Below are 21948 nucleotides of genomic sequence, written 5' to 3'. Positions count from 1 at the left end.
ACAACATCCTGCTAGTGAGCAGCAGCCAGCTGCTGCAGCTCAGCTTCGGTGCCGTTGAAGACGTCCTCGTCCACGTTGGTCGGGATGCCATCGACGCGGCCCGTGGAGGAACGCTGCCAGAAGGCCATGCTCTCCCAACCGCCCGGCAGCGAGGTCGGAGCGCTGTCTTCGTAGGCGGCGAGCCACAGCGGGTAGTCGGTGAAGTCGGTCGAGTTACCCATCGGGTTCTGCCAGAACCAACGGTAGGTGTAAATCATCGGGGTTTCGCCGGTCTTTTCCTCTACGCGCTCGAGGAAGTCCTTGGTCCACTTTTGCAGCTGGGTCGGGTTGAGGCCATTGTCCAGCTCGATGTCCAGCACCGGTGGCAGAGTCTTGTCTGTGGAGATCTGCTCATCGCGCTGCTGCAGTGCTTCTACGTACTGGTCAGCCTGCGCAATTGCGGAGCGATCCGGATGTGCCTTGTGGTAGCTGCCCACATACAGACCGGCCTTCGCTGCAGCAATGGAGTCCTCGAGGAAGTACTTCTGGTCACCTTCGACACCGTCGGTGGCCTTGATGAAAGCGAACTTCTGGCCGCTGGCTGCGACCTCGTCCCACTTCAGCGCGACGCCACCTGGGCGCTGCCACTTGGAGACGTCCACACCGGTCGGCCCCATGTGGAAGCCGGTGCGAGCCGGGTTCGACGATGCGCTGGTAGCCGAACCAGTTGAGGAACCGTTGGCACCAGAGCCCTGCGACTCCTGAACATCCGACGCAAGCGGCGCATCGGTGATGCTCGGTGATTCGGTCAAAAAGTCGAGCGACCCCTTGGAATCAGCAGCGGACGGGTTGGAGTGTGCAGATGCGTCCTGGGGTTGCGCGTCAGCCGGTGCAATAACACCCAAGGTCAGCGGCGCAACGGCCACGATACTTGCCAAAGTGGCGCGTCCCGGGCGTCGCTTCAGCACCGCGGTCGCGGAAAGTGGAAGAAATTTCATGGTTTGCACCTTACCCCCTAAACCACTTCAGCCCCATTCGTAAGCCTAAACTTATTCCACCCCTCCAGTCACAGCTGCAATCCGCCCTTGCCCCTAGACTGGCGGCATGACAAATAGCACTAATACTGAGACCCAGTCCGCAACGTCCCAATTCTCAACGACTCCTCGCCCACAGGATGACCTCTACTTGGCCACCAACGGTGAGTGGGTTAGTAATCACGTCATCCCGGCTGACCGCCCCATCGATGGCGCCTTTTACAAGCTGAGGGATGAGGCGGAGGAAAACGTCCGCGAGCTCATCACCACTGCCGCCGATGCGGATCCGAATTCCCGCGTCGCTCGCTTGTACAACTCTTTCATGGACGAAGCCGCTATTAATGGCGCCGGCGCTGCTCCACTCGCGCAGGATTTAGAAATAATTGCCTCCGCCGAGAACGCGCATGAGCTGGCGTTGGCGCTCGGCCGCCTCGACCGCCTTGGCGTCGGCGGTGCACTCGGGTACTGGGTAGAGAAGGATTCCGGCTCGGACCTGGATGCTCTCTACCTGCTGCAGTCGGGCCTCGGCCTCCCGGATGAGGCTTACTACCGCGAGCCTGGTCACGCCGACACTCTCGCCGCCTATGAGCAGCATGTTGCCGCTATGTTGAAGCTCCTCTCCTCGCATGACGACGGCGCGGGGGACCTCTCCACTGCACTTGCTGCATTCGAGTTGGTAGACACGGCCGCTGCGGCGGCGCGCATCGTGGCTTTTGAAAAGCGCATTGCCGCTGGTCACTGGAATGTGGTCGATACCCGCGACGCACTGAAGACCTATAACAAGACCGCTATTTCTGATCTCCCCACCGGCTTCCCGGTCGCGGAATGGCTCGCGGCCACCGGTGTCAATGAGACGAACCAGACTGCCATCGACACCATCGTGGTGATGATGCCGTCGTATTTCGAGCACTTGAGCAAGCTGTGGCAGGACACTGACCTGGCAGATTTGCGCCTGTGGGCGCTGTGGCGCGTTCTCCACCAGCGTGCCGCCTACCTGTCGGATGACTTCTCTGCGGAGAGCTTTAACTTCTACGGCCGCACCTTGCAGGGTTCGACCGAGCAGCGTGCACGCTGGAAGCGTGGTGTTGCCTTTGCGGACGGGGCGGTTGGACATGACGTCGGCAAGCTGTATGTGGAAAAGCACTTCCCGCCGGAGTACAAGGAGCAGGTCCTGGAACTGGTGGACTACCTGCTGGCGGCGTACCGGGAGCGCATTTCGGAGCTGCCGTGGATGACGAAGGCGACGCAAGAGCGGGCTTTGGAGAAGTTGTCGCTGTTTAAGGCCAAGATTGGTTACCCGGAGCGTTGGCGTGATTACTCGGCGATGGAGCTCGGGGATTCCCTGATGGACAATGCCCGTGCTGCCAGCGCTTTTGCGCATGATTATGAGGTGGCAAAGCTGGGCACTCCGGCCAATCGTGATGAGTGGCATGGCACTCCGCAGACGGTCAATGCCTTCTACAATCCGGTGGTCAATGACATCACGTTCCCGGCTGCGATTTTGCAGTCGCCGTTCTTCTCACCGGACGCTTCCCCGGCGGAGAACTTCGGTGGCATCGGTGCGGTTATTGGTCACGAGATTGGGCATGGTTTTGATGACCAGGGCTCGCAGTATGACGGTCACGGCAACCTTCACCAGTGGTGGACCGATGAAGATCGTGCAGCTTTTGAGAAGCTGACCTCCGCTCTGGTGGACCAGTACGAGGGCCTGGTTCCGCAGGCTCTGCGCGAGCAGGCCGAGGAGGGCGCTGACCTGCCCGGCGTCAATGGTCGCTTCACCTTGGGCGAGAACATCGGTGACTTGGGCGGGCTTGGTATTGCTGTCGTCGCTTTCCGCCGTTTCCTCGCTGCCCGCGGAAAGGAACTCGGGTTGGAGGACACCCCCGAGACCTACCGTGACCTGTTCAAGCAGTGGGCACTGGTCTGGCGTTCCAAGATTCGTCCGGAGTTTGCACGTCAGCTGCTTGCCATTGACCCGCACTCGCCGGCGGAGTTCCGCTGCAACGTCATTGCCAGCAACATCGATGAGTTCCATGAGGCCTTCGGCACTTCAGCGGGGGACGGCATGTGGCGTGAGCCGAATGAGCGCGTGAATATCTGGTAATTCTGCGGGAACCCAACCTGCGCTGCCTTATCCTCCGATGCTTTCCGGGCTCTCCGATGCCTTCCAGCAGCCTCCGGGGACAGCCAACGCCTCACCGTTTACTACAAATGCAAAAGCTGACTTTTTGTTTTTGCAAACGTGGAACTAAAATCACAGGTGAGGCGCACGCTTTCCCGATGATCAAATCGGGCAGGGCCCCAATCAAGCGAGGTTCCTGTTACAAGTGCGCTTGCTAAGTGCTCTTGCTGGAGGAGGCCGCTGTGGACACTCGCGACATCCAAGCACTCACCGCCGTCAAACTCTATTACGGCGAGGGGCTCACACAGTCTCAGGTTGCAGCCGAACTCGGGGTTTCCCGTCCAACGGTCTCTAAACTGCTCAACCTTGGCCGTGAGCGCGGTTACGTGCGCATTGAAATCCACGACCCGCGCGAGGAAGCCTCAGAGACCGCGACGCAGATGCGGGATCGCTACCAGCTCAACGATGTGCGCCTGGCGCAACCGGCACGCGCTGGCAACGCGGTCTTGCTCCGCGAGTTGGGGCGTGTGGGCGCCGAGCTTCTCGACGAGCTGGTGGTCGACGGTACCCTTCTCGGTGTTTCGTGGGGTAAGACCATGTACTCCGTATCCACGCAACTGAAGTCCAAGGATGTCTCGGGCGTGGAAATTGTGCAGCTCAAGGGCGGAATGAGTCATTCCGATAAGTCGACGAATGACATCCGCACTATTGGCGGGTTCTGCCACGCTTTCCATGCCTATGCCCGCACATTGCCGCTGCCGGTGATTTTCGATTCGGTCGAGACCAAGCGCATCGTGGAACAGGATCGGTTCATCGCCAGCGTATTGGCGCTTGGCCGGACGGTGGACATTGCCGTTTTCACTGTCGGCGCAGTCGACCATGATTCACTGGCCTTGAACTTGGGGCAGCTGTCGGCAACCGAAAAGGACTTACTCGTGGAGCGCGCAGTGGGCGATGCCTGCTCACGCTTCTACCGCCCGGACGGTGGCATTGCGCTGCCAGAGGTCGATGCCCGCACGGTAGGTATCAGCCTCTCTGACCTGCGCCGGATCCCCACTCGGGTACTTGTGGCCGGTGGCGCACACAAGGCCGAGGCTATCGATGTGGCCCTTCGAACAAAGTTGGCCACTCACTTGGTCATTGACGATGCCACCGCCGAGCGCCTACTTTCGCTCGACTCATCGGACTCACCAGCTGCACCGGCTTCACCGGCTTCACCGGGCTCACCGGGCTCCCCCGATAGCTCCACCCCTCTTACTGCCACGGAATAACCGTCCCGGAACGCATCAGTACAAAGAACTGACACCCGGGCCCGAGAAGCGTCTTTGTCCTCTTCGACCGATAGACTTAAGCGAGCGCACATGTCCGCATATATGTTGCAGCCGCTGTCCGGTCGGAGAGGACGATTCTTTAGGTGTCACCAGCACAGCAAATCAAGCACACACTCCAGGCCTACGAGTCGGCGGACGCATCATTTGCCCAGTCCGCGAAGAAGTTGCCACCCGTGGGGTGGAAAGGAGCGCTCTACGCCCTCAAGCGTGCGGGTATCGAATTTTTCTTGGAGCTCGGTTTCGACGCTGCCGCGAAGTTGACCTACTACACGGTGTTGACCTTCGCGCCCGCACTGCTTGCGATTTATTCGATTGCCACGCTGATGCTGGCCGGCTATACAGAAGACCTCAACCGACTGACCGAAGATTTCATCCGCAGCTACATTCCGGCTGAGTATGCCGAACCGATCCGCAATGTCATTTCAACGATTATCGGCTCCGCCACGGGCGGTCTTGTCGCACTGACTATCGGTATTGTCTTTGCACTGATTTCGTCCTCGGCCTACACGCGCGCTTTTTCGCGCACGGCGAACTCCATCTACGGTGTTTCCGAAGGTCGCACGCTGATTCGCTACCACCTGCTCATGGTCGCCATTACGCTGCTGCTGTTAATCGGCACTGTGGTACTGCTCATTGCGATTATTGTCAATGACCAGCTAGTTATCACCATTGTCGAACCGGTTGCCCGCCCATTGGGTATTGAATCGACCACGCGCCAAATTATTGACTTCTGCATCTCCGTCTGGAGTTGGGTACGCTGGCCGGTCATTATCTTGATGTCGATGATTCTGATTGGCTCGCTGTACTACTTCACGCCGAACGTGCGCATGCGCAAATTCCGCTGGCTCAGCACAGGTTCGGCACTGGCAATTATTAGCTCGCTGATCATCGGCAAGGCGCTCCAGCTGTACTTATTCAACTTTGCGGCTTCGAATCCCTATGGCGCCATGGGTGCGGTTATCGCGCTGATGACCGCACTCTGGAGCATTAATGTGGTCGTGGTCTTCGGCTTCAAGCTGGATGCCGAGGTTGAGAGGATGCGCCAACTGCGCGCCGGCCTGCCCGCAGAGCGATACATCCAGCTTCCACCCAGAGCTACCGCGGCCGCCGAGGGCGAGCAGAAAATCCATCAGAATCTAGAAAAGCAGGCGGCCGAATTCCGAACTGAGGAACTCGACCGCCTGGATAAAATGCCAGCAGAAGCAACTGAAGATTTTTCCTCGCAGCCTGCTGCTGAGACTGACCCTACTACCGATCCGTTCAAGAGGATCGACTAGCAGGGCCAGTAACTAACCACACAGAACCTAGCTATAGCGCAATCACACCCACAATTGCAGCGTTGAGCAGGTTGGTGCACAGACCCGCAATCAGCGCCAGCGGACCGTTCTTGGCAATCTCACCGCGACGTTCCGGCGATAGCGCACCGAAGGAACCGATCTGAATTGCAATGGAAGACAGGTTGGCGAAGCCAGCCAGGGCGAAGGTCGCCAACATGATGGACTTCGGATCCAGCGAGTCGACGTGCTCCGAGAACGAGGTGTAGCCGACGAACTCGTTCAGAATCGTCTTCTCACCAATGAAGCTACCGACCAGCCCTGCGTTCTCCCACGGCACACCAATCAACCAGGCAATCGGCGCGAAGATCAGGCCGAACAGCCCCTCCAGTGACCAGTTTTCCTGACCGAACCAGCCGCCGATGCCGCCAATCATGGCCGACAGCATCGCAATCACAGCGATGAACGCAATCAACAGACATGCCACAACCACAGCGATACGACCACCGGCCAACGCACCCGATCCAAGCGCGTCAATGACGTTCTTCGACTCAGTGTCGCGGACATCCTTCACCGACGCATCCAGATCGGATTCCTCCGTCTCCGGCCAGAAAGTCTTCGCAATCAGCAGCGAGCCCGGCGCGTTCATTACCGATGCCGCCAGCAGGTACTCCAATGGCGCACCGAGCAGGGAGTAACCAATCAACGTCGATCCGGCCACCGAAGCAAAACCGCCCGACATACATGCGAACAGCTCCGACTTGGTCAGTTTCGGAATATACGGCTTAACGACGAGCGGAGCCTCCGACTGCCCGAGGAAAATCACCGTGGAAGCGAAGACGGACTCTACCTTCGAGGTTCCCATAATGAACTTCAGTGCGGACCCGACATACTCAACGAAGTACTGCACTACCCGCAGGTAGTAGAGGGCACCGAGGACTGCGCCCAGGAAGATGATCACTGGCAGCACGTTGAGCACGAAGACGAAGTTTTTCCCCGTGCCGTCGAAAAGATTACCGAAGACAAATGAGGTGCCCTCATTTGTAAAGTCGATCATCTTCTCAATGGCACCGGCGACGCTCTTCAACGCCTGGAAGCCGGGTTCCCACTTCAGCACTACCAGCGCGAACACCGCTTGCAGCAGCAGGCCAACGCCGAGCGTGCGCCAGTTAATGGCTTTCCTGTTCTTTGAGATAGCAATGGCAAATCCGATGACGAGGATGATGCCCAGTAAGCCTTGCAGTCTATCCATGACTAAGGTCTTCTTTCTTGATAAAAGAGGCTGTGGTGATGATGCCTACAGGTCCTCGGGACCAAAGGCGTAAGGGAGAATTTTTTCGAAGTCGATGCTGGCCGGAGCGCCTAAACCACCATTTTCCGGGCGCTCGGATTCCACAATGACACGCTTGCACCCAAATTCGTGCAGGACCTGCCGACAGGCACCACAGGGGTGGCACGGTGCCGCCTTTCGCCCGACAATGGCACAGGCCGCAATCTTATGGTTGCCGCCGTGCTCCGCGACCATGCGGAACACGGCTGTACGCTCTGCGCAGTTGGTCAACCCATAGGACGCATTTTCCACGTTGCAGCCTGTGACCACCGTGCCGTCGTCAAGCAGAAGTGCGGCACCGACCGGAAAACCTGAATAGGGGACGTACGAGTTTTCCGTGGCTGCGTAGGCCTTAGCCAGTAGTTCTTCGTCTGAAATGTAGGACATTGTGCTCTCCCTCCCCGAGCCTGTTCGAGGTGTTTATGCAAACATACTTATGTGGGTACAAATGGAAAGTTGCCTATTGACATTTGTTCTAGTGCTGATGATAATCGGAATCAGCAGAGTTCACAAGACCAATATCGCTAAGCACAATCGCCTATAAAAGGAGCGAACAATGGCTGAAAAGTTCGATGTAGTTGACGTCATCAAGGTAAAGCGTGATGGCGGTGAGCTCAGTCCGGAAGAGATTTCCTGGGTCATTGATGCCTACACTCGCGGTGTCGTGGGCGATGAACAGATGGCGGCGCTGAACATGGCCATCTTCATCCGCGGCATGAACCGTCGCGAGATTGTGGATTGGACTCAGGCGATGATTGACTCGGGCGAGACCATGAGCTTCGCATCGCTGAGCAAGCCCACCACGGACAAACACTCCACCGGTGGTGTCGGTGACAAGATCACGCTGCCGCTGGGCCCACTGGTGTCCTCCTACGGCGTGGCCGTCCCGCAGCTGTCCGGCCGCGGCCTCGGCCACACCGGCGGCACCCTGGACAAGCTGGAATCCATTCCGGGCTGGCAGGCTGATGTTCCGAATGACCGCTTGATGCAGATCCTGGAGGATTCCGGCGCGGTCGTCGCAGCAGCCGGTGCGGGTCTGGCACCTGCGGATAAGAAGATTTACGCGCTGCGTGACATCACCTCGACGGTCGACTGCATTCCACTGATTGCCTCGTCGATCATGTCCAAGAAGATTGCGGAGGGCACCTCCAGCTTGGTGCTGGATGTCAAGGTCGGTTCGGGCGCCTTCATGAAGGATCTGAATCAGGCCCGCGAACTGGCCCGCACCATGGTTGACCTGGGCAACGACGCGGGCGTGAACACCCGCGCGCTGCTGACGGACATGTCCACGCCGCTGGGCCTGACCATCGGCAACGCCCTCGAGGTCCGCGAATCGGTGGAGGTTCTCGCCGGCGGCGGCCCCGCAGACGTCGTGGAGCTGACCTGTGAACTGGCCCGAAACATGCTCGAGCTGGCCGGCGTGCACGATGCCGACGTGGAGCAGGCTCTGAAGGACGGCCGCGCAATGGATTCGTGGAAGAAGATGATCCGCGCTCAGGGCGGCGATCCGGATGCCGCGTTGCCGGTGGCACCTCACACGCACGATGTGGTTGCGCAGGCTGACGGTTACCTGACCAAGCTGGATGCACTGGCTCTCGGCGTTGGTTCCTGGCGCTTGGGCGCGGGACGTGCTCGTAAGGATGATCCGGTGCAGGCCACTGCCGGTATTGAGATTTTCGCCAAGCCGGGAGACAAGGTGGTCAAGGGCCAGAAGCTGCTCACGCTGCACACTGAAACTCCGGATAAGTTCGAGCGCGCTCTCGAGTCCATCGAGCCGGGCATTGAAATCGGCGACACCGCGCCGACAGCCGAGCGCGAGATTATCCTCGATCGCGTGTCCTAGAAAAATTACTGATGGGCTCGCGTCGGCGCCACTTCCCCGCCCCGAGCCCGCCACCTCCCTACCTTGACGCTCTCTCCCAAATTTCCGAAAGGACTTGATTTCTCCCATGACTTCCCGCGCTGATGTTGCCAAGATGATTGACCACACCCTGCTCAAGCCAGAAGCCACCTCTGACCAGGTCAAGGCTCTTATCGCCGAGGCCGCCAAGCTCGGCACCTACTCCATCTGCATCTCCCCCTCGCAGCTCCCAGTCGAGGTGCCTGAGGGCCTGCACATCGCCACTGTCGTCGGCTTCCCCTCCGGCGCGGTGAAGGCCGAGATCAAGGCCGCTGAAGCCGCTCGCGCTGTGGCCGATGGCGCTGAAGAAGTCGACATGGTCATTAACATCGCTTTCGCCAAGGAGCACCGCTTCGACGACCTCGAGGCCGAAATCAAGGCTGTTCGCGACGCCATTCCGGGCAAGATCCTGAAGGTCATCATCGAGTCGGCCGCCCTGACCGATGAGGAAATCATCGCAGCTTGCAAGGCCTCCGAGTCCGCAGGCGCAGACTTCGTCAAGACCTCCACAGGCTTCCACCCGGCCGGCGGCGCTTCCGCTCACGCCGTGAAGCTCATGCGCGAAACCGTGGGCGACCGCCTTGGCGTCAAGGCCTCTGGCGGTATCCGCGATGCCGCTGCCGCTGAGGAAATGATCGCCGCTGGCGCCTCTCGCCTGGGTCTTTCCTCCTCCGCCGCTGTCCTCGACGGTCTGAAGTAGGCGAACCCCGATGCTCTCCGAACAGCTACAAGCCACCATCACCGATTGGATCGCCCACGATCCGGACGAGGCCACCGCCGCCGAGCTCTCTTCGCTTTACGACGAAGCCAAGGCCGCCAACCCCGATGCGATTGCCGAGCTGGAAAGCCGTTTCGCCGGGCCACTCGAATTCGGCACTGCAGGTCTTCGCGGTGTCGTTGCAGCTGGTCAGTCCCGCATGAACCGTGCCACGGTCATCCGTGCCACCGCTGGCCTGGTTGCGCATCTGAAGAACATTGTGGGCGACGACTTCACCGTGGTCATTGGTTGCGATGCCCGCCACGGCTCCGCCGATTTTCACCGCGATGCCGCCGCGGTTGTCGCCGCAGCCGGTGGCAAGGCCCTGGCTCTGCCACAGCAGCTGCCCACACCGGTGACCGCCTTTGCCGTGCGCCACCTCAATGCCGATGCCGGCATCATGGTCACGGCCAGCCACAATCCACCGAAGGACAACGGCTACAAGGTTTACCTCGGTGGCCGCGCGGTGGAGTCGGATTCCCGCCGAGGCGTCCAAATCATCGCGCCCCATGACAAGCAAATTGCGGACGCCATCGCCGCTGCTCCACCGGCTGATGAGGTCCCGCGTGACTTCGATGCCGTCGAGCAGGTTGGTCCTGAACTGCTGGATGCTTATGTGAAACGGGCGGCAGCGCTCGCAACGACGTCGTCAAGCGAAGAGAAGCAAGCAGCGAAGATTGTTCTCACCCCGATGCATGGTGTCGGTGGCGAGAACATCGTGCGCACACTGAACGCGGCAGGTTTCTCGAATGTCAGCGTGGTCGAAAAGCAGTTCGCGCCGGATCCGGAGTTCCCGACGGTATCGTTCCCGAACCCGGAGGAAGCCGGTGCGCTGGATCTTGCGTTTGAGCTCGCGCGTGCCGAAGACGCGGATGTCATCATCGCGGCTGACCCGGATGCGGACCGCTGCTCGGTGGCTATTCCGGATAGCGGCGTCGACGGCGGCTGGCGACAGCTCTCCGGCGATGACATCGGTGCGTTTCTGGGTGAAGTCATCGCTGCGGATGCCGAGGCCCGTGGGATTGCGACCGTGACCAATGATGAGGGCGCAGAGTTTCCGGCCACAATGGCTAACTCGATTGTGTCCTCACCCCTGCTGGGCAAGATTGCCGCAGGTCACGGACTGAATTATCGCGCTACACTGACTGGCTTTAAGTGGATTGCTGGTGTGGACGGGCTCGTCTTCGGCTACGAGGAGGCCATTGGCTACTGCACCGATCCGGCAGTCGTGCGAGACAAGGACGGCGTATCTGCGGCGGTGCGTGTCGCCGACGCGGTGGCGCGTCTGAAGGGCCAGGGGCTGGGCATTCAGGACCTGCTGGATGAGGTCGCCTGCGCCCACGGCCTCTACAAGACCGCCCCGTTGACCTTCCGAGTCGAGGACCGCTCGCTGATTACCAAGGGCATGGACACTCTGCGCGCCAACCCGCCTGCACAGCTGGCCGGATCGAAGGTCACACAGGTCACGGACATGAATGACGGCCTAGACATGGTCGACGCCAAGGCCGAGAGCTATCACATCCCGCCTACCGACGGCATTCTCATCCTCACCGAGGCCAACGACCGCGTCATTGCCCGGCCTTCCGGCACGGAACCGAAGCTGAAGTGCTACCTGGAAGTCGTGCTGCCGGTCGCTTCGGCCGCGATTCCGCACGTGGCCGCGGCCGAGCGGCTCGACCAGATTAAGGCCGAGCTCAAGGAAATCCTGGGGATGTAGCCACTAAGCAGCTACCAGCTACCAGCTACACCTCGCAACAAACTGGGGTGCGCATGAACGAAACGGCCGAAAAATGGCCGTGGGGTTTCACGCGCGCCCCAGTTTCACATATGCAGCCCGGAGTCTTGGACCGGCTCATGAGTTACTGACTAGGTTTATGACAAAAACAAGCAGAAATTAGTGCCGAAACTGACATAAACTTAGGCAGTTTCTCGATGGTCACAGCCTCATTTGAAGCTCACCACCTCATTTCGGGTCTAGCTAAACCCGTCCTTGCCGCATTTTGCGCAAGACATGCGTCTCCTAACATGCTTTACAGTTTTCCCAGTAATACAATAAAAGCCGTTAACCGTGTCCCCAAGGGATGGAGCACCATTCGCTACGTGGGTTGGGCTCATCACAGGGGGAACACTTCCTCCTCGTGATTGGTACGTCCAGCATGTCGTATAACGAGTTCCCCAGCTCAGACCCCAACTACAATTCGAATCCTTCCACCGGTTCTTTCGGCCCCGTGTACCCGAACCAGGCACCTCAACCCCAACCACAGCCGCAGCCCCAATTCGCTGCGCAGCCGGCACCAGCTTTCGCTTACGCAGCCCCGGCGTATCCGCAGCAAAGATCAGGTACTTCCGGCGCAATGATTGCGCTCATTTCAGTGCTGGTCGTGGTCCTGCTGGGCCTGGTTGGCGCGGTACTTTATGTCACCCTGAGTAAAGATGACTCGGTAACTGCGGCCGACACACAGACGGCTGCCACTACACAGGCCGCTGCCGATGCTTCGAGCCAGCCCAACCCACCGGTCACACAGACTGAGACCGTGGTTGTTCAAGATTCGAGTGGCTCATCCGGTAATTCGGGCTCGTCTCGCTCATCGGGCCTGGCTGGCGGCAACCTCTCCAGCGCATGGAAGGGCACGTCCTCAACGAGCGATCCGTTCGTTCGAAATGTACACAGCGCCTACGTCCGCTACCGCAATTCCACTGGTGCGGAATCCGGCACCATCACGGCCTACAGCCCAACGACTGGCCTGACCTACAACATGTGGTGCCGCCCTGCTGGCGGCAACATCAAGTGCACGGGCGGCCGTAACGCAGTGGTGTACATCGGCTAACGCATACCGCCCACCGCCACGGTCACAGCACTCCAGTCCGCGACCTACGCCACTGCGTCGTCTAGGCCGCCAGCTAGGTCGTGGAAAATGGCCCGGTTGAGACGAAATGCCTTTTTCGCCTCGTCAACCACGGCATCTTTGTCGGCATCCGAAATGCCCAGCTCAGACAGTCTCTGTCGGTAGCCGTCGCGGTAGGGCTTAATTTTTCCGATCGCGGAGAAGTCATAGAATCGGGTTCCCTCCGCACCGATGCCGTAATGCTTGGCCAGCATGGACGCAATCACCTGACCACCAGAAAGATCGCCCAGGTAGCGAACGTAATGGTGTGCCAATGCGGCGTTGGCGTTGCCGTTGCTTTCGATTTCACGAAGCTCGGCCACGTAGTTCTTTGTCGCCTCCACTGGCGAGATCTTTTCCCGCCAGTCAGGCCCCACCAAATGTTCAAGGTCGGCCGCCAGAGCCTCCAGGCGCTCCAGCTGCGCATCGTAGACCGCTCTGACCTGCGGCGACTCCGCAGTGGACCGCACGGCCTGCTCCAACGCTTCGTACACAAAGTAGAGCTGACCAGTTAGATCGATGGCCGCCTGCGCATTCAGTTCACCCGCAAGCAGCCTCGACATGAAGTCGGAGTTCTCCGCTTCACTGTGGACACCCGCAGTCTCCACTTTGAGTCGCTCTGCCAGGGGCTGAGCAGCCTGCTTGTCACCTTCTTTAATCGTGTTTTCAACCATGATTTTCTTCTTTCTCTGTGAGGTTCGGAGACTGGGGTGAGAGATTGTGGCCCGCACGCTGAGGCACCAGCACGGGGTTGCCCGCGGAGTCCTGAAGCACTTCCACACCGATGCCGTAGACTTCGCTGACGGTCTGTGCATCCAGGGTTTCCGCAGGCGGGCCTTGCTTTACGACGCGCCCCTGCGCCACCACCACAACGTGATCGGCATACGCCGCTGCGGCGGACAAATCGTGCAGGACCACGACCACGGCTTTGCCCGCCGCCGCGCGGGCGCGCATCATTCCCATGATTTTTTCGGCGTGGTGGAGGTCCAGGGCTGCGGTCGGTTCGTCGAGAAGCACGACAGGAGTGTCCTGGTAGAACACGCGCGCGCTGTGGACGCGGGCGCGCTCGCCGCCGGAGAGGGTCGGGACTTCCCGGTCAAGGAGGTGCGCGACGTCGCATTCAGTGATGACTTCCGCGAGCAGCTCTTCGTTCGGGCAGCCCCAGGGGTTGCGTCCGAAGTTGATTACTTCGCGGCTGGTGAATGGCACGGACAGTTCTTGGCTCTGTACCAGGACGGCGCGGTAGCGGGCCAGGTCGGCGATGGAGAGCTCGGTAATGGAGTGCTCGCCGATCCGGACGTTGCCGCCGCTGAGCTCATGGTCGCCGGAAAGCGCTGCGAGCAGTGTCGACTTTCCAGCACCATTCGGGCCGACCAGCGCGGTGACTTTTCCGGGCTCGGCGACCACGGAAATATCGTTGAGAATGCGGTGACCGTCCAGGGTGATGCTGACATTTTCGGCAGAAATGCCCAGGCCAGAGTGAATTTCCATTAGTGCACCGCCCTCTTCGAACGCAGGAGCAGCCAGAAGAACAGCGGGCCACCGACGATCGAGGTGAGCATTCCCAGCGGCAGGTCCGCACCGGTGATCATGGTGCGGGCCGCGAGGTCGGCCAGCGTTGTGGCCAGCGCGCCGCCGAGGATGCATGCAGGAATCAGCGTGCGATGCGCTGGTCCCAGCAGCAGTCGTGCAGCGTGCGGCACGACCAGGCCGATGAAGACGATGATGCCGGAAAATGCCACACCAGCCGCCACGACCAGGGACGTGCCAAAAATGATGGCGCGACGCAGCGTGACGACGTTAATACCCAGGTGGCGGGCTTGCGCTTCACCAAGACTCAGAATGTCCAGCTTGCGGTAGCTGACCCACATGGCAATCACGGCCGGAACTGTCACCAACGTAATAATGACAACCTGCGTCCAGGTGGCACTGGCAAACGAGCCCATCTGCCAGAACACAATGCGGTCGCGGGCAGCCGTGGAGGCTACGAATGTCAGGAGCGAAACCAGACCACCACAGATGGAGTTCACAGCCACACCGACCAGAATGATTCGAGCGATATCGCGGCCACCGTGCGCATTGGCGGCCACAATAGCCGTGGCTACCGCGCCACCAATAAAAGCTGAGACCGCAATGGCCCAGCTGCTGGCGAAGACACTCAACACTCCGCCGAGCACTCCGGAAAGCCCGGCGGCGGTGCCCAAAACTGTGGCGGTGGCAGCGCCGACCGCGGCGCCGGAGGAAACGCCGATGAGGCCGGGTTCGGCAAGCGGGTTGCCGAACACCGCTTGCAGCGCCACACCTGCGAGGGCGAGCCCCGCGCCAACGAGGCAGGCCAGCGCGATGCGCGGCAGTCGCACTTGCCACAGCACGGTGTCGATGGGCTCTGGCGCGTCACCGAGACCGCCATTGAACACTAGCCTCACCATTGAGCTCAGTGATTCGCCGATGGTAGCGCCGAACTGCCCCACGGAGGCCGACCAACCTATTGCCAGCACCAGCGCTAGGGCGAGTCCAATGAAAACGGCCACCTGTCTGAACGGACTAGTTTTGTTCGCGGTTGTCTGCATTGCTCAGCCAGTCACTTTCCCGCAGTCTTGTCAGCGCCATCACCAGCACCGCCACCGTAGAGAGCATCCGCAATGGCGCGAATCGCACGCGGCGACTGCGAGTCAAAGGACAGCAGCTGCGAATCGGGCACGTCCACAACGGACTCATTCTGGCCCGCCGGGGTCTGTGCGATACCCGGGATTTCCTTCAAGCCTTCAATCCCGCCGACGGACTCCAGGCCACCAGACATAACCAGGATGGTGTCTGGAGCCGCAGCGATGAGCGACTCTGGCGTAATCGGCGTGAACGCACCCTCAATACCCACGCCCTCACCGGCATCGACACCGCCGAGACGAGTGATCAGAGAACGCCCACCAGAATCCGGTCCCGCAATCATGGCCACACCGGTTCCGCGCACGTAGAGAATCATCATCTTGCGGCCATCGGCCTTGGCCTGCGCGTACTCGGTCGCAGCCGCCAGCTCCTTGTCCAGGTGCTCCTTCACCGGGCCAACTTGGTCAGCCAGGCCGACTGCGCCCGCGACTTCGTCGATAAGCGTGTTGATCGTCTCGGGAGTGCGCTCGTCCGACACATGGACGACGGTGATCCCCGCTTTTTCAAACGTGTCGAAGACACGGCTAGGGCCAATCGTGCCATCGGTAATGATGAGCTCCGGCTTTAGCTTCATCACCGACTCAGCATTGACTGCATGCCCGCCGATGGTGAGGTTCGGCAAATCCTTTACCGCCGGGAAATCGGAGGTGGAGTCGCGCCCCACCAGACGGTCTCCGAGGCCAAGCGTGTAGACCGCTCGGCTGAGTGCTCCCGCCCGGTCAAGCGTGAGAATACGCTGGTAGTCCTTATCTTCTGCCGGCTTCGGGTCTTTCAGCAGCACTTCGGGGTTTTCCGAAGGTAGGTTCGCATGCGCGGCACCGTGAGCGGAAATGTTGTCGGCGCGCGGAACCGTCGTCACGCCAGCGCTTGACGACGATGCCCCCTCCCTCGCGGCATCATCGGAACCACAGGCGACTAGTCCTGCGACTAGGACAACACTCAGCAGTGTTCCGGCAAGGCTGCGAACGCGACAGGCAGGCACGGTGAACATATTCCCCCTCTGTGAGCTGACGCTGCACGGAGATAGACGACAAAAAGATTGACTAAATAACGACTAACACTAGTAACAAAGAGCTTAGAAAGGACTTTGCTCTACTCACCCAAAGAATCTTAGGCTATCTTTTAGTTCTAGGTTAGCCTACCCTTAAATAAAGATAGTAATTTCTACAGTTTTTCGGAAGGACGTTACCTCCTATGACTACTCGTACACTCCAGCGTCGCGCGGCTTTCCTGGCTATTCCGGCCGTCGCCGCACTTCCACTTCTCGCCGCCTGTGGCGCAGATGACGCGGACAATGCCGCGCAGGATGCTGCCAACGCTTCGGAAACCACCAGCTCCGCTGCAGATCAAGAAACCGACGCCAGCGCCGGCGAAGTAACCATGGAGGCCGAGCCGGTCAACGACCTCTCCGAGGGCGATGTCATCTCCGTCGACCTGTCTGGTCTCGACCCCGACTACGGCTACTACGCCGCACTCTGCGCCGCCGAGAAGGCTCCAGGCAACCCCGTCCCGGACTGCACCGGTGACCGCAGTGCCGGCACCCAGTCGCAGCAGTGGATTACCAAGAAGTCCGGCGGCACCACCACCATCGCCGACGACAACACCGCACACTTCGAGCTCAGCGTTGTGCCCACCGGCGAGGCCGTGGACTGCACCCAGCAGGACTGCGTGCTGAAGCTCTTCGGTGACCACAGCGAGGGCTTCGAGGACATCACCGAGATCCCGGTTACTTTCGCTAAGTAGGCCAAACCACACACGCGCAGGCGTCGCAGTCCTAGGCTAAGAGCCATGGAAACCGACCAGCCTGCGACTGCTTTAGAAGCGGCACCGCGCCGCATCACACTCCTGCCCGGCGACGGCATCGGCCCTGAAATCACCGATGCCTGCCGAGGACTCATCGCCGATGTCTTCCCGCACTGGGAGCTGACAGAGGCACAAATTGGCTGGTCCCAGTGGTGCGCGCACGGCAATCCCGTCCCGCAGGAAACTTGGGAAACACTCGGACGCAGCGACGCCGCTCTGCTCGCGGCGATTACCTCCAAGCCCGCTCGCGAGGCTGAGGAAGAACTAGCACCGCATCTGCGCGATACCGGCCTGACCTACCGCTCCCCTGTTCTCCAGCTGCGCCAGCGCCTCGACCTCTTCGCCAACATCCGCCCGGTCACCCTGCCCGGCGCGGCTGTCGACTTCACCATTGTCCGCGAAAACACCGAGGGTCTCTACAGTCACGACTATCTCCTCCCGCCTTACGACACCCCGACCGACTCCCCGCACCACCACCTGTGGGCAGAGGTGGCGGAGGACTCGACGGTGGCTCGCGCCGTCGATAAGCGTGGCGACGTTGCGATTTCTTTGCGCGTGACGACGTCCTTTGCGTGGCACCGCCTTGCGCGACAGGCGGCCAAGTTGGCTCTCGCGCGCCAGGCGGCAAACCCCGATTCGGAGGCCACGCCGACGGTGACGGTGGCGGACAAGCCGAATATCCTGCGGGACTCTGCGCGTGTGATTCGCGGGGCAGTTGAAGAAGTGGCGGAGGAGTATTCGCAGGTCGCATTCGATTTTGCCAATGCGGATGCCGTGGCAATGCAGCTGGTGACCGACCCGGCGCGCTTTGATGTCATCATCGCGGAAAACCTCATCGGCGACATTCTCAGTGACATCGGTGCCGGTTTGATTGGCGGGCTGGGGCTGGCGGCATCGGCGAATGTTGGCGACGACTTTGCGGTTTTCGAGCCGGTGCACGGTTCGGCACCGGACATTGCCGGGCGCGGCATCGCCAACCCGGCTGCGTTTTTGCTCTCTGCGGCAATGTGCGCGGAGCACCTTGGGCATCCGACCTCGGAACTTGCGCCCGCAGCCAAGCTGCGCGAGGCCGTCTACGCCGCCAAGTGCACCGCGCCGACGCCAGACCTCGGCGGCACCGCGACTACCAGCGAGTTTGTGACTGCAGTGCGGGCGGAGCTGGGGTTGTAGGCATTGACTCGATTACGAAGCGCAATTAAAGTGGTTGCTATCAATCCCAGCCGTTGACCCTCCGCCGATAAGGAGAGCGCCGATGACTGGGATTACTCATAGGGGGGAGGGCCAAGAAATATGAGTAGAAACAGATATAGTGCTGCGCGAGCTGTGCCTTTACGCGAGATCACTACAGCAGTGCTTGTTGATGGTGGCTTTTACCGCAAACGTGCGGCAACACTGTTTGGTCATAAGACCGCAGAGGATCGCGCTGATGAACTGGTCAAGTACTGCCATCGCCATATACGTGAATCGCGCGCTGGACTGTACCGAATCTTTTACTACGACTGCCCACCGTCACAGCGGGTTGTTTATCACCCATTGCTCCAGCAGCAAGTCAACCTTGGTAAAAGTGAACTTTTTACCTGGACCAATGACTTCTTCGCTGCATTGGCTAAAAAACGAAGACGATCCTTTACACGTTAACTACACCGGAAAACAGGACCCTGAGGACGACGAAGAAGAGCTCTAGCCCCTACTGGAACTGGCTGAGGTCAATGCCTTCCAGCGGGTCGGACTCGCGGATGTCCTCCTCCGGTGGCAGCGGCACCTCGCAGAGCACAACTGCCGCACCACACGGATCCTGCACGGTTGCCAGCGGGCCGAACTCGGTGGCCTGCGGGGCAACGAGCACGGAACCGCCCAGTTCCTCAGCCTTGGCGACAGCGGTGTCGATGTTCTCCACGCCAAGGTAGGCCAGCCAGCCAACGAAGCTCTTATCTGCCGCATCGGTCTGTGCAGCAACCGAGCTGGCTACCAAGCCAGCGAACGGCGCCCCGTCTTCCATCGCAACTGCGAAAGTGCCGTGCTCGTTCTTGTTGCGCACTGCGATTTCCCAGCCAAAGAAGTTGCGGTAGAAGTCCGCGACCTGCTCGAAGGTCTCCTCCGGGCCTGCGACCAGCTCGAACCACACTGGTGTGCCGGGCTCGCCCGCTGCGATGAAGGCCTGCTCACCCGGCTGTTCCAGTAGCCCGATGAGGCCACCGGCGGGGTCGGAAACGACAGCCATCGTGGATCCGTCGACAAGCGGGGTCGGTTCCTGGAAGACCTCGGCGCCGAGCTCACGCGCCTTCTCGACGGCACCAGCGGCGGAGTCGACATGGAAATTCACGCGCCACTGGTTGACGAAGGCATCCTCAGCGTCCTTATCGGCCTCAAGCAGCACCGACACCGGCATTCCGGACAGCATGGCAACGCGGCGACCAGCGGATGCCTCGCGGGCATCCTCATGGATTGGCGCGGTATTGCGATAAGCCCACCCGAGAACGCCGCGGTAGAAGCGCTCGGTCTTACGCGGTGCGGCGGAGAGCAGATCTACGCGCAGGGGCATGCCAAATTCGGCGGGAAATGCGGGCATGAGTTACAAGTTCCTCCACTTTTCAGGATCAAAGTCATCGTCGGCGGTGGCCTCATCAAAGTAGTCATCATCGACTTCATCGGCGGTGGCCACGCGTGCCGACATACCGGCAACAGAGACGACGTCCCCTGGACGCAGCACCTTGCCACGGCGGGTGTCGACCTCACCGTTCACGCTGACCTGGCCCTCGGCAATGAGTTCCTTGGCCAGACCGCCCGTTTCCACCAGGTTTGCCAACTTCAGGAATTGCCCGAGACGGATGGACTCATCCCGGATTGCGACATCGATAGGCTCCATGTCCTTAAGTGTGTCATACCCGGTGAAAATGGTCGGGGTTGGTTCGGGTCTGGTTCGGCTTTGGAGGCTTGGGAGACCTGGGAGCCACCCCATTTAAACTTCTATTTCAATAAAAACCTCGAACCGCGACGCAGATGAGGCAGCACACCCTAACATCGTTCTCATGTCTAATTCACGGTCTCCGAAGTGGCCCCGGATCGCCAGCGAAGCGCCACCTCGCCCTCCGCTACGCCATGTTATCGCCGCCTCGGTAGCCGTGAGCCTGCCGCTGATGACCCTGGCACTCATCTCAACTTCTGTCTCTGACCTGCTATTTCTGCCTCCTATTGGCGCTGCCATGGCGCTTATTGTCGGTGCGCCCAACTTGCCTCTGGCTCAGCCACGAAATGTCGTGGTCGGACACCTCATCGGCTGCACGACTGGCATCGCAATTCTGCACATGTTGGGTTCGACCATCATTGCTGCAGCGGTTGCCGCCGGCGTCGCCTTCGCGCTCATGCTTCTTGCTCGCGCGGCGCACTCCCCTGCCACCGCTACCGCTATGGTCACTGTGCTGATGCCACACGGTCATGGGCTTGCCAACGATTTCCGCTTCATAGGCTTCATTTTCGCTTCGTCGATCATGATCGTGATGCTTGGCATCCTCGCAAATCGACTGCGCGGCCTCCGCTATCCCACATACTGGTGGTAGGTGGATTCGGAGCTCAGCCTCGAACCAGCGCCAGGGAAATCTATGGATTCACTACTAGGCATCTTTGCAGCCCCAAATATAGTTCCGTCGCACTTTCTATAGTGATTTCTCGCTTTACGGCGAACACAACCTAGGCTTTCCTAGGTTATGAACTTTTACCTTCCCGAACTGCAACGAGAAAAACTCTAATGGAGCTTTTCGAGACACATCCACCAACGTTTAGATAGCTCGAACCTTTCCCCATTTCTCTAACGGAAAAATAGGCCGCCAAGAGCCTACTACAGAGACCAAGTAAATCCAGCTGAAGAATCACTAGATACAGATAACTTTTTAGTAATGAGAGAAAAGACCAAAAAATTTCAATACTTAAAAGGGAGATATCTGCCGTTGGTTATAGACTCCGAGGACATAACGACACCACGCAATAGCAGAGTCCACTGCTAAATCCGCAGTTACTTTATCGAGTTCTGGAACTTCATTCATTCCATGTCCTGAGTCAGTTTGGCGAGACCTTAGGTCCGCTACACCCTGAACCATCTTATTCAGTCCTCTACGTACCGACTCGAAAGCTTCGCTTGTCATCAAAGCTCCCCCTGATTCGCCAATTCCTAGCATTTTATGCACTTTGGATGCCCTCTCCATCACCCTGAGATCAATGATTTCCGAATCCTTCATTCCCATAGCGGAAAGAATTGCAGCAGCGACTGCTTCAATTACATCCTTCGCGTAACCTACGACTTCCAAGTAGTCATGCTCGATTGTTAAAGCTCGGTTTAGCTTCTTAACTTTTCGCGTAACCCCATCGATTGAAGGCAGATTACTCAAATCGAAAAGATCAAGAGGAACCCCTTCCGGCTCCTCAATCCTCTGACTCTCCAAAGACAACCTAAAACCATCTTCACGGCAAGCGCGGCTGAGATCTTGAATCAAGGCTTCATACCTTAATTCACCCTCCCAGTCGGAATAGTCACTATTCCGAAGCATCTGACTCAAAGCCCGAAGTCCCCGTGATGCTTCTTCTTGGTTGCCCCAGTCCACTCGTTTAGAAAAATTCTGCCCAATTTCAAGCGATGAATAAAGGTTTGGGTTATCCTTCAAAGCTTCAGGGTTCGGAGTATCGGGATGGAAGAACTCGAATCGAGCCCAGCACATATATGTCTCATACGGGGTCAGGAAATCTGTTAAACCCATCGCTGCACCACGGATATTTACGCTGACTAAATCAGGATTTTTCTTAACCATCTTCTTCTCTATCTCCTCTCGTCCTTAACCGCATACCCTCACGCGACCTTCTCCATCTGCTTCTTATCAG

General features: G+C 59.3%; 21 protein-coding genes. 11 read left to right on the top strand and 10 right to left on the bottom strand.

Annotated elements, in window-relative coordinates; translation table 11 throughout:
* Positions 1–11: 11 nt before the first annotated feature.
* The gene (locus CHU70_RS04850; protein WP_147719261.1) at positions 12–977 is read right to left on the bottom strand and encodes a glycoside hydrolase family 25 protein; all 966 of its coding nucleotides are present in this window, start codon (positions 975–977) and stop codon (positions 12–14) included.
* A 106-nt stretch (positions 978–1083) separates the two neighbouring features.
* On the opposite strand from CHU70_RS04850, the gene CHU70_RS04845 reads away from it, so the two are divergent.
* The 3 genes from CHU70_RS04845 (at position 1084) to CHU70_RS04835 (ending at position 5743) form a co-directional block, all read left to right on the top strand.
* Entirely contained in the window at positions 1084–3117 is a 2034-nt protein-coding gene (locus tag CHU70_RS04845) for a M13 family metallopeptidase (protein WP_147719262.1), read from the top strand.
* A gap of 260 nt (positions 3118–3377) precedes the next feature.
* Complete coding sequence (locus tag CHU70_RS04840) at positions 3378–4406, top strand: sugar-binding transcriptional regulator (protein ID WP_147719263.1); 1029 nt, start codon at positions 3378–3380, stop codon at positions 4404–4406.
* Between the two features lie 143 nt (positions 4407–4549).
* The gene (locus tag CHU70_RS04835; protein WP_242451354.1) at positions 4550–5743 is read left to right on the top strand and encodes a YihY/virulence factor BrkB family protein; all 1194 of its coding nucleotides are present in this window, start codon (positions 4550–4552) and stop codon (positions 5741–5743) included.
* Between the two features lie 31 nt (positions 5744–5774).
* Here CHU70_RS04835 and CHU70_RS04830 read toward each other — a convergent pair whose 3' ends face one another.
* Together CHU70_RS04830 and CHU70_RS04825 are read right to left on the bottom strand one after the other, a co-directional pair.
* Positions 5775–6992, bottom strand: coding sequence for a NupC/NupG family nucleoside CNT transporter (locus CHU70_RS04830; protein WP_048732023.1), 1218 nt, complete (start codon positions 6990–6992; stop codon positions 5775–5777).
* Between the two features lie 45 nt (positions 6993–7037).
* Complete coding sequence (locus tag CHU70_RS04825) at positions 7038–7457, bottom strand: cytidine deaminase (RefSeq protein ID WP_048732021.1); 420 nt, start codon at positions 7455–7457, stop codon at positions 7038–7040.
* Between the two features lie 169 nt (positions 7458–7626).
* Here CHU70_RS04825 and CHU70_RS04820 point away from each other — a divergent pair, with 169 nt between their 5' ends.
* From CHU70_RS04820 to CHU70_RS04805, 4 genes are all read left to right on the top strand, one after another.
* On the top strand, positions 7627–8913 hold the full coding sequence (locus CHU70_RS04820; protein ID WP_016421814.1) for a thymidine phosphorylase: 1287 nt from the start codon (positions 7627–7629) through the stop codon (positions 8911–8913).
* A gap of 106 nt (positions 8914–9019) precedes the next feature.
* Positions 9020–9670 (top strand): deoxyribose-phosphate aldolase, encoded by a 651-nt coding sequence (deoC, locus tag CHU70_RS04815; protein ID WP_070866447.1) that lies wholly within the window; start codon positions 9020–9022, stop codon positions 9668–9670.
* 10 nt (positions 9671–9680) lie between these two features.
* Positions 9681–11444, top strand: a complete 1764-nt coding sequence (locus CHU70_RS04810) for a phospho-sugar mutase (protein ID WP_147719264.1) — start codon at positions 9681–9683, stop codon at positions 11442–11444.
* A gap of 421 nt (positions 11445–11865) precedes the next feature.
* Positions 11866–12555 (top strand): hypothetical protein, encoded by a 690-nt coding sequence (locus CHU70_RS04805; protein ID WP_242451353.1) that lies wholly within the window; start codon positions 11866–11868, stop codon positions 12553–12555.
* Positions 12556–12599: 44 nt separating this feature from the next.
* Here the strand turns inward: CHU70_RS04805 and CHU70_RS04800 are convergent, their stop codons facing one another.
* Genes CHU70_RS04800 through CHU70_RS04785 form a run of 4 tightly spaced genes read right to left on the bottom strand, consistent with a single transcriptional unit; the run spans position 12600 to position 16267 of the window.
* Entirely contained in the window at positions 12600–13286 is a 687-nt protein-coding gene (locus CHU70_RS04800; protein WP_147719266.1) for a heme oxygenase (biliverdin-producing), read from the bottom strand.
* Positions 13279–14103, bottom strand: a complete 825-nt coding sequence (locus CHU70_RS04795) for a heme ABC transporter ATP-binding protein (RefSeq protein WP_083280647.1) — start codon at positions 14101–14103, stop codon at positions 13279–13281. The genes CHU70_RS04800 and CHU70_RS04795 overlap by 8 nt, the downstream gene beginning before the upstream one ends.
* The gene (locus CHU70_RS04790) at positions 14103–15182 is read right to left on the bottom strand and encodes an iron ABC transporter permease (protein ID WP_049172506.1); all 1080 of its coding nucleotides are present in this window, start codon (positions 15180–15182) and stop codon (positions 14103–14105) included. Before CHU70_RS04790 ends, CHU70_RS04795 begins: the two co-directional genes overlap by 1 nt.
* 11 nt (positions 15183–15193) lie before the next feature.
* A complete protein-coding gene (locus CHU70_RS04785; RefSeq protein WP_070547029.1) occupies positions 15194–16267 on the bottom strand; it encodes a hemin ABC transporter substrate-binding protein in 1074 nt (357 codons plus the stop codon).
* A 203-nt stretch (positions 16268–16470) separates the two neighbouring features.
* Here CHU70_RS04785 and CHU70_RS04780 point away from each other — a divergent pair, with 203 nt between their 5' ends.
* The 3 genes from CHU70_RS04780 to CHU70_RS04770 all read left to right on the top strand — a co-directional run bounded on the left by CHU70_RS04780 (position 16471) and on the right by CHU70_RS04770 (position 18717).
* A complete protein-coding gene (locus CHU70_RS04780) occupies positions 16471–17019 on the top strand; it encodes a neocarzinostatin apoprotein domain-containing protein (RefSeq protein WP_147719267.1) in 549 nt (182 codons plus the stop codon).
* Positions 17020–17064: 45 nt separating this feature from the next.
* Positions 17065–18249, top strand: a complete 1185-nt coding sequence (locus CHU70_RS04775) for an isocitrate/isopropylmalate dehydrogenase family protein (RefSeq protein ID WP_070604749.1) — start codon at positions 17065–17067, stop codon at positions 18247–18249.
* Positions 18250–18369: 120 nt separating this feature from the next.
* Complete coding sequence (locus CHU70_RS04770) at positions 18370–18717, top strand: hypothetical protein (protein WP_176719133.1); 348 nt, start codon at positions 18370–18372, stop codon at positions 18715–18717.
* A 49-nt stretch (positions 18718–18766) separates the two neighbouring features.
* Here CHU70_RS04770 and CHU70_RS04765 read toward each other — a convergent pair whose 3' ends face one another.
* A complete protein-coding gene (locus tag CHU70_RS04765) occupies positions 18767–19648 on the bottom strand; it encodes a VOC family protein (protein WP_147719268.1) in 882 nt (293 codons plus the stop codon).
* Positions 19649–19651: 3 nt separating this feature from the next.
* On the bottom strand, positions 19652–19945 hold the full coding sequence (locus tag CHU70_RS04760; RefSeq protein WP_005510922.1) for an RNA-binding S4 domain-containing protein: 294 nt from the start codon (positions 19943–19945) through the stop codon (positions 19652–19654).
* 163 nt (positions 19946–20108) lie between these two features.
* Here CHU70_RS04760 and CHU70_RS04755 point away from each other — a divergent pair, with 163 nt between their 5' ends.
* Positions 20109–20636, top strand: coding sequence for an HPP family protein (locus CHU70_RS04755; protein WP_049189801.1), 528 nt, complete (start codon positions 20109–20111; stop codon positions 20634–20636).
* Between the two features lie 366 nt (positions 20637–21002).
* On the opposite strand, the gene CHU70_RS04750 is transcribed toward CHU70_RS04755, so the two are convergent.
* Positions 21003–21878: an abortive infection family protein gene (locus CHU70_RS04750; RefSeq protein ID WP_070601361.1), complete on the bottom strand. Its 876-nt coding sequence runs from the start codon at positions 21876–21878 to the stop codon at positions 21003–21005.
* Between the last annotated feature and the right edge of the window lie 70 nt (positions 21879–21948).

It is taken from the genome of Corynebacterium sp. LK10, assembly GCF_008042455.1.
In the GTDB taxonomy this organism is placed as follows: Bacteria; Actinomycetota; Actinomycetes; order Mycobacteriales; family Mycobacteriaceae; genus Corynebacterium; species Corynebacterium jeikeium_D.
Note: the sequence above shows the minus strand (reverse complement) of the source record. Positions and strands in the feature narration are given on the sequence as shown.

Excerpts from the sequence above, each read along its gene's own strand:
- CHU70_RS04850 (WP_147719261.1), bottom strand. The coding sequence starts at position 977 with ATGAAATTTCTTCCACTTTCCGCGACCGCGGTGCTGAAGCGACGCCCG.
- CHU70_RS04845 (WP_147719262.1), top strand. The coding sequence starts at position 1,084 with ATGACAAATAGCACTAATACTGAGACCCAGTCCGCAACGTCCCAATTC.
- CHU70_RS04830 (WP_048732023.1), bottom strand. The coding sequence starts at position 6,992 with ATGGATAGACTGCAAGGCTTACTGGGCATCATCCTCGTCATCGGATTT.
- CHU70_RS04825 (WP_048732021.1), bottom strand. The coding sequence starts at position 7,457 with ATGTCCTACATTTCAGACGAAGAACTACTGGCTAAGGCCTACGCAGCC.
- CHU70_RS04820 (WP_016421814.1), top strand. The coding sequence starts at position 7,627 with ATGGCTGAAAAGTTCGATGTAGTTGACGTCATCAAGGTAAAGCGTGAT.
- deoC (WP_070866447.1), top strand. The coding sequence starts at position 9,020 with ATGACTTCCCGCGCTGATGTTGCCAAGATGATTGACCACACCCTGCTC.
- CHU70_RS04810 (WP_147719264.1), top strand. The coding sequence starts at position 9,681 with ATGCTCTCCGAACAGCTACAAGCCACCATCACCGATTGGATCGCCCAC.
- CHU70_RS04800 (WP_147719266.1), bottom strand. The coding sequence starts at position 13,286 with ATGGTTGAAAACACGATTAAAGAAGGTGACAAGCAGGCTGCTCAGCCC.
- CHU70_RS04795 (WP_083280647.1), bottom strand. The coding sequence starts at position 14,103 with ATGGAAATTCACTCTGGCCTGGGCATTTCTGCCGAAAATGTCAGCATC.
- CHU70_RS04790 (WP_049172506.1), bottom strand. The coding sequence starts at position 15,182 with ATGCAGACAACCGCGAACAAAACTAGTCCGTTCAGACAGGTGGCCGTT.
- CHU70_RS04785 (WP_070547029.1), bottom strand. The coding sequence starts at position 16,267 with ATGTTCACCGTGCCTGCCTGTCGCGTTCGCAGCCTTGCCGGAACACTG.
- CHU70_RS04780 (WP_147719267.1), top strand. The coding sequence starts at position 16,471 with ATGACTACTCGTACACTCCAGCGTCGCGCGGCTTTCCTGGCTATTCCG.
- CHU70_RS04775 (WP_070604749.1), top strand. The coding sequence starts at position 17,065 with ATGGAAACCGACCAGCCTGCGACTGCTTTAGAAGCGGCACCGCGCCGC.
- CHU70_RS04770 (WP_176719133.1), top strand. The coding sequence starts at position 18,370 with ATGAGTAGAAACAGATATAGTGCTGCGCGAGCTGTGCCTTTACGCGAG.
- CHU70_RS04765 (WP_147719268.1), bottom strand. The coding sequence starts at position 19,648 with ATGCCCGCATTTCCCGCCGAATTTGGCATGCCCCTGCGCGTAGATCTG.
- CHU70_RS04760 (WP_005510922.1), bottom strand. The coding sequence starts at position 19,945 with ATGGAGCCTATCGATGTCGCAATCCGGGATGAGTCCATCCGTCTCGGG.
- CHU70_RS04755 (WP_049189801.1), top strand. The coding sequence starts at position 20,109 with ATGTCTAATTCACGGTCTCCGAAGTGGCCCCGGATCGCCAGCGAAGCG.
- CHU70_RS04750 (WP_070601361.1), bottom strand. The coding sequence starts at position 21,878 with ATGGTTAAGAAAAATCCTGATTTAGTCAGCGTAAATATCCGTGGTGCA.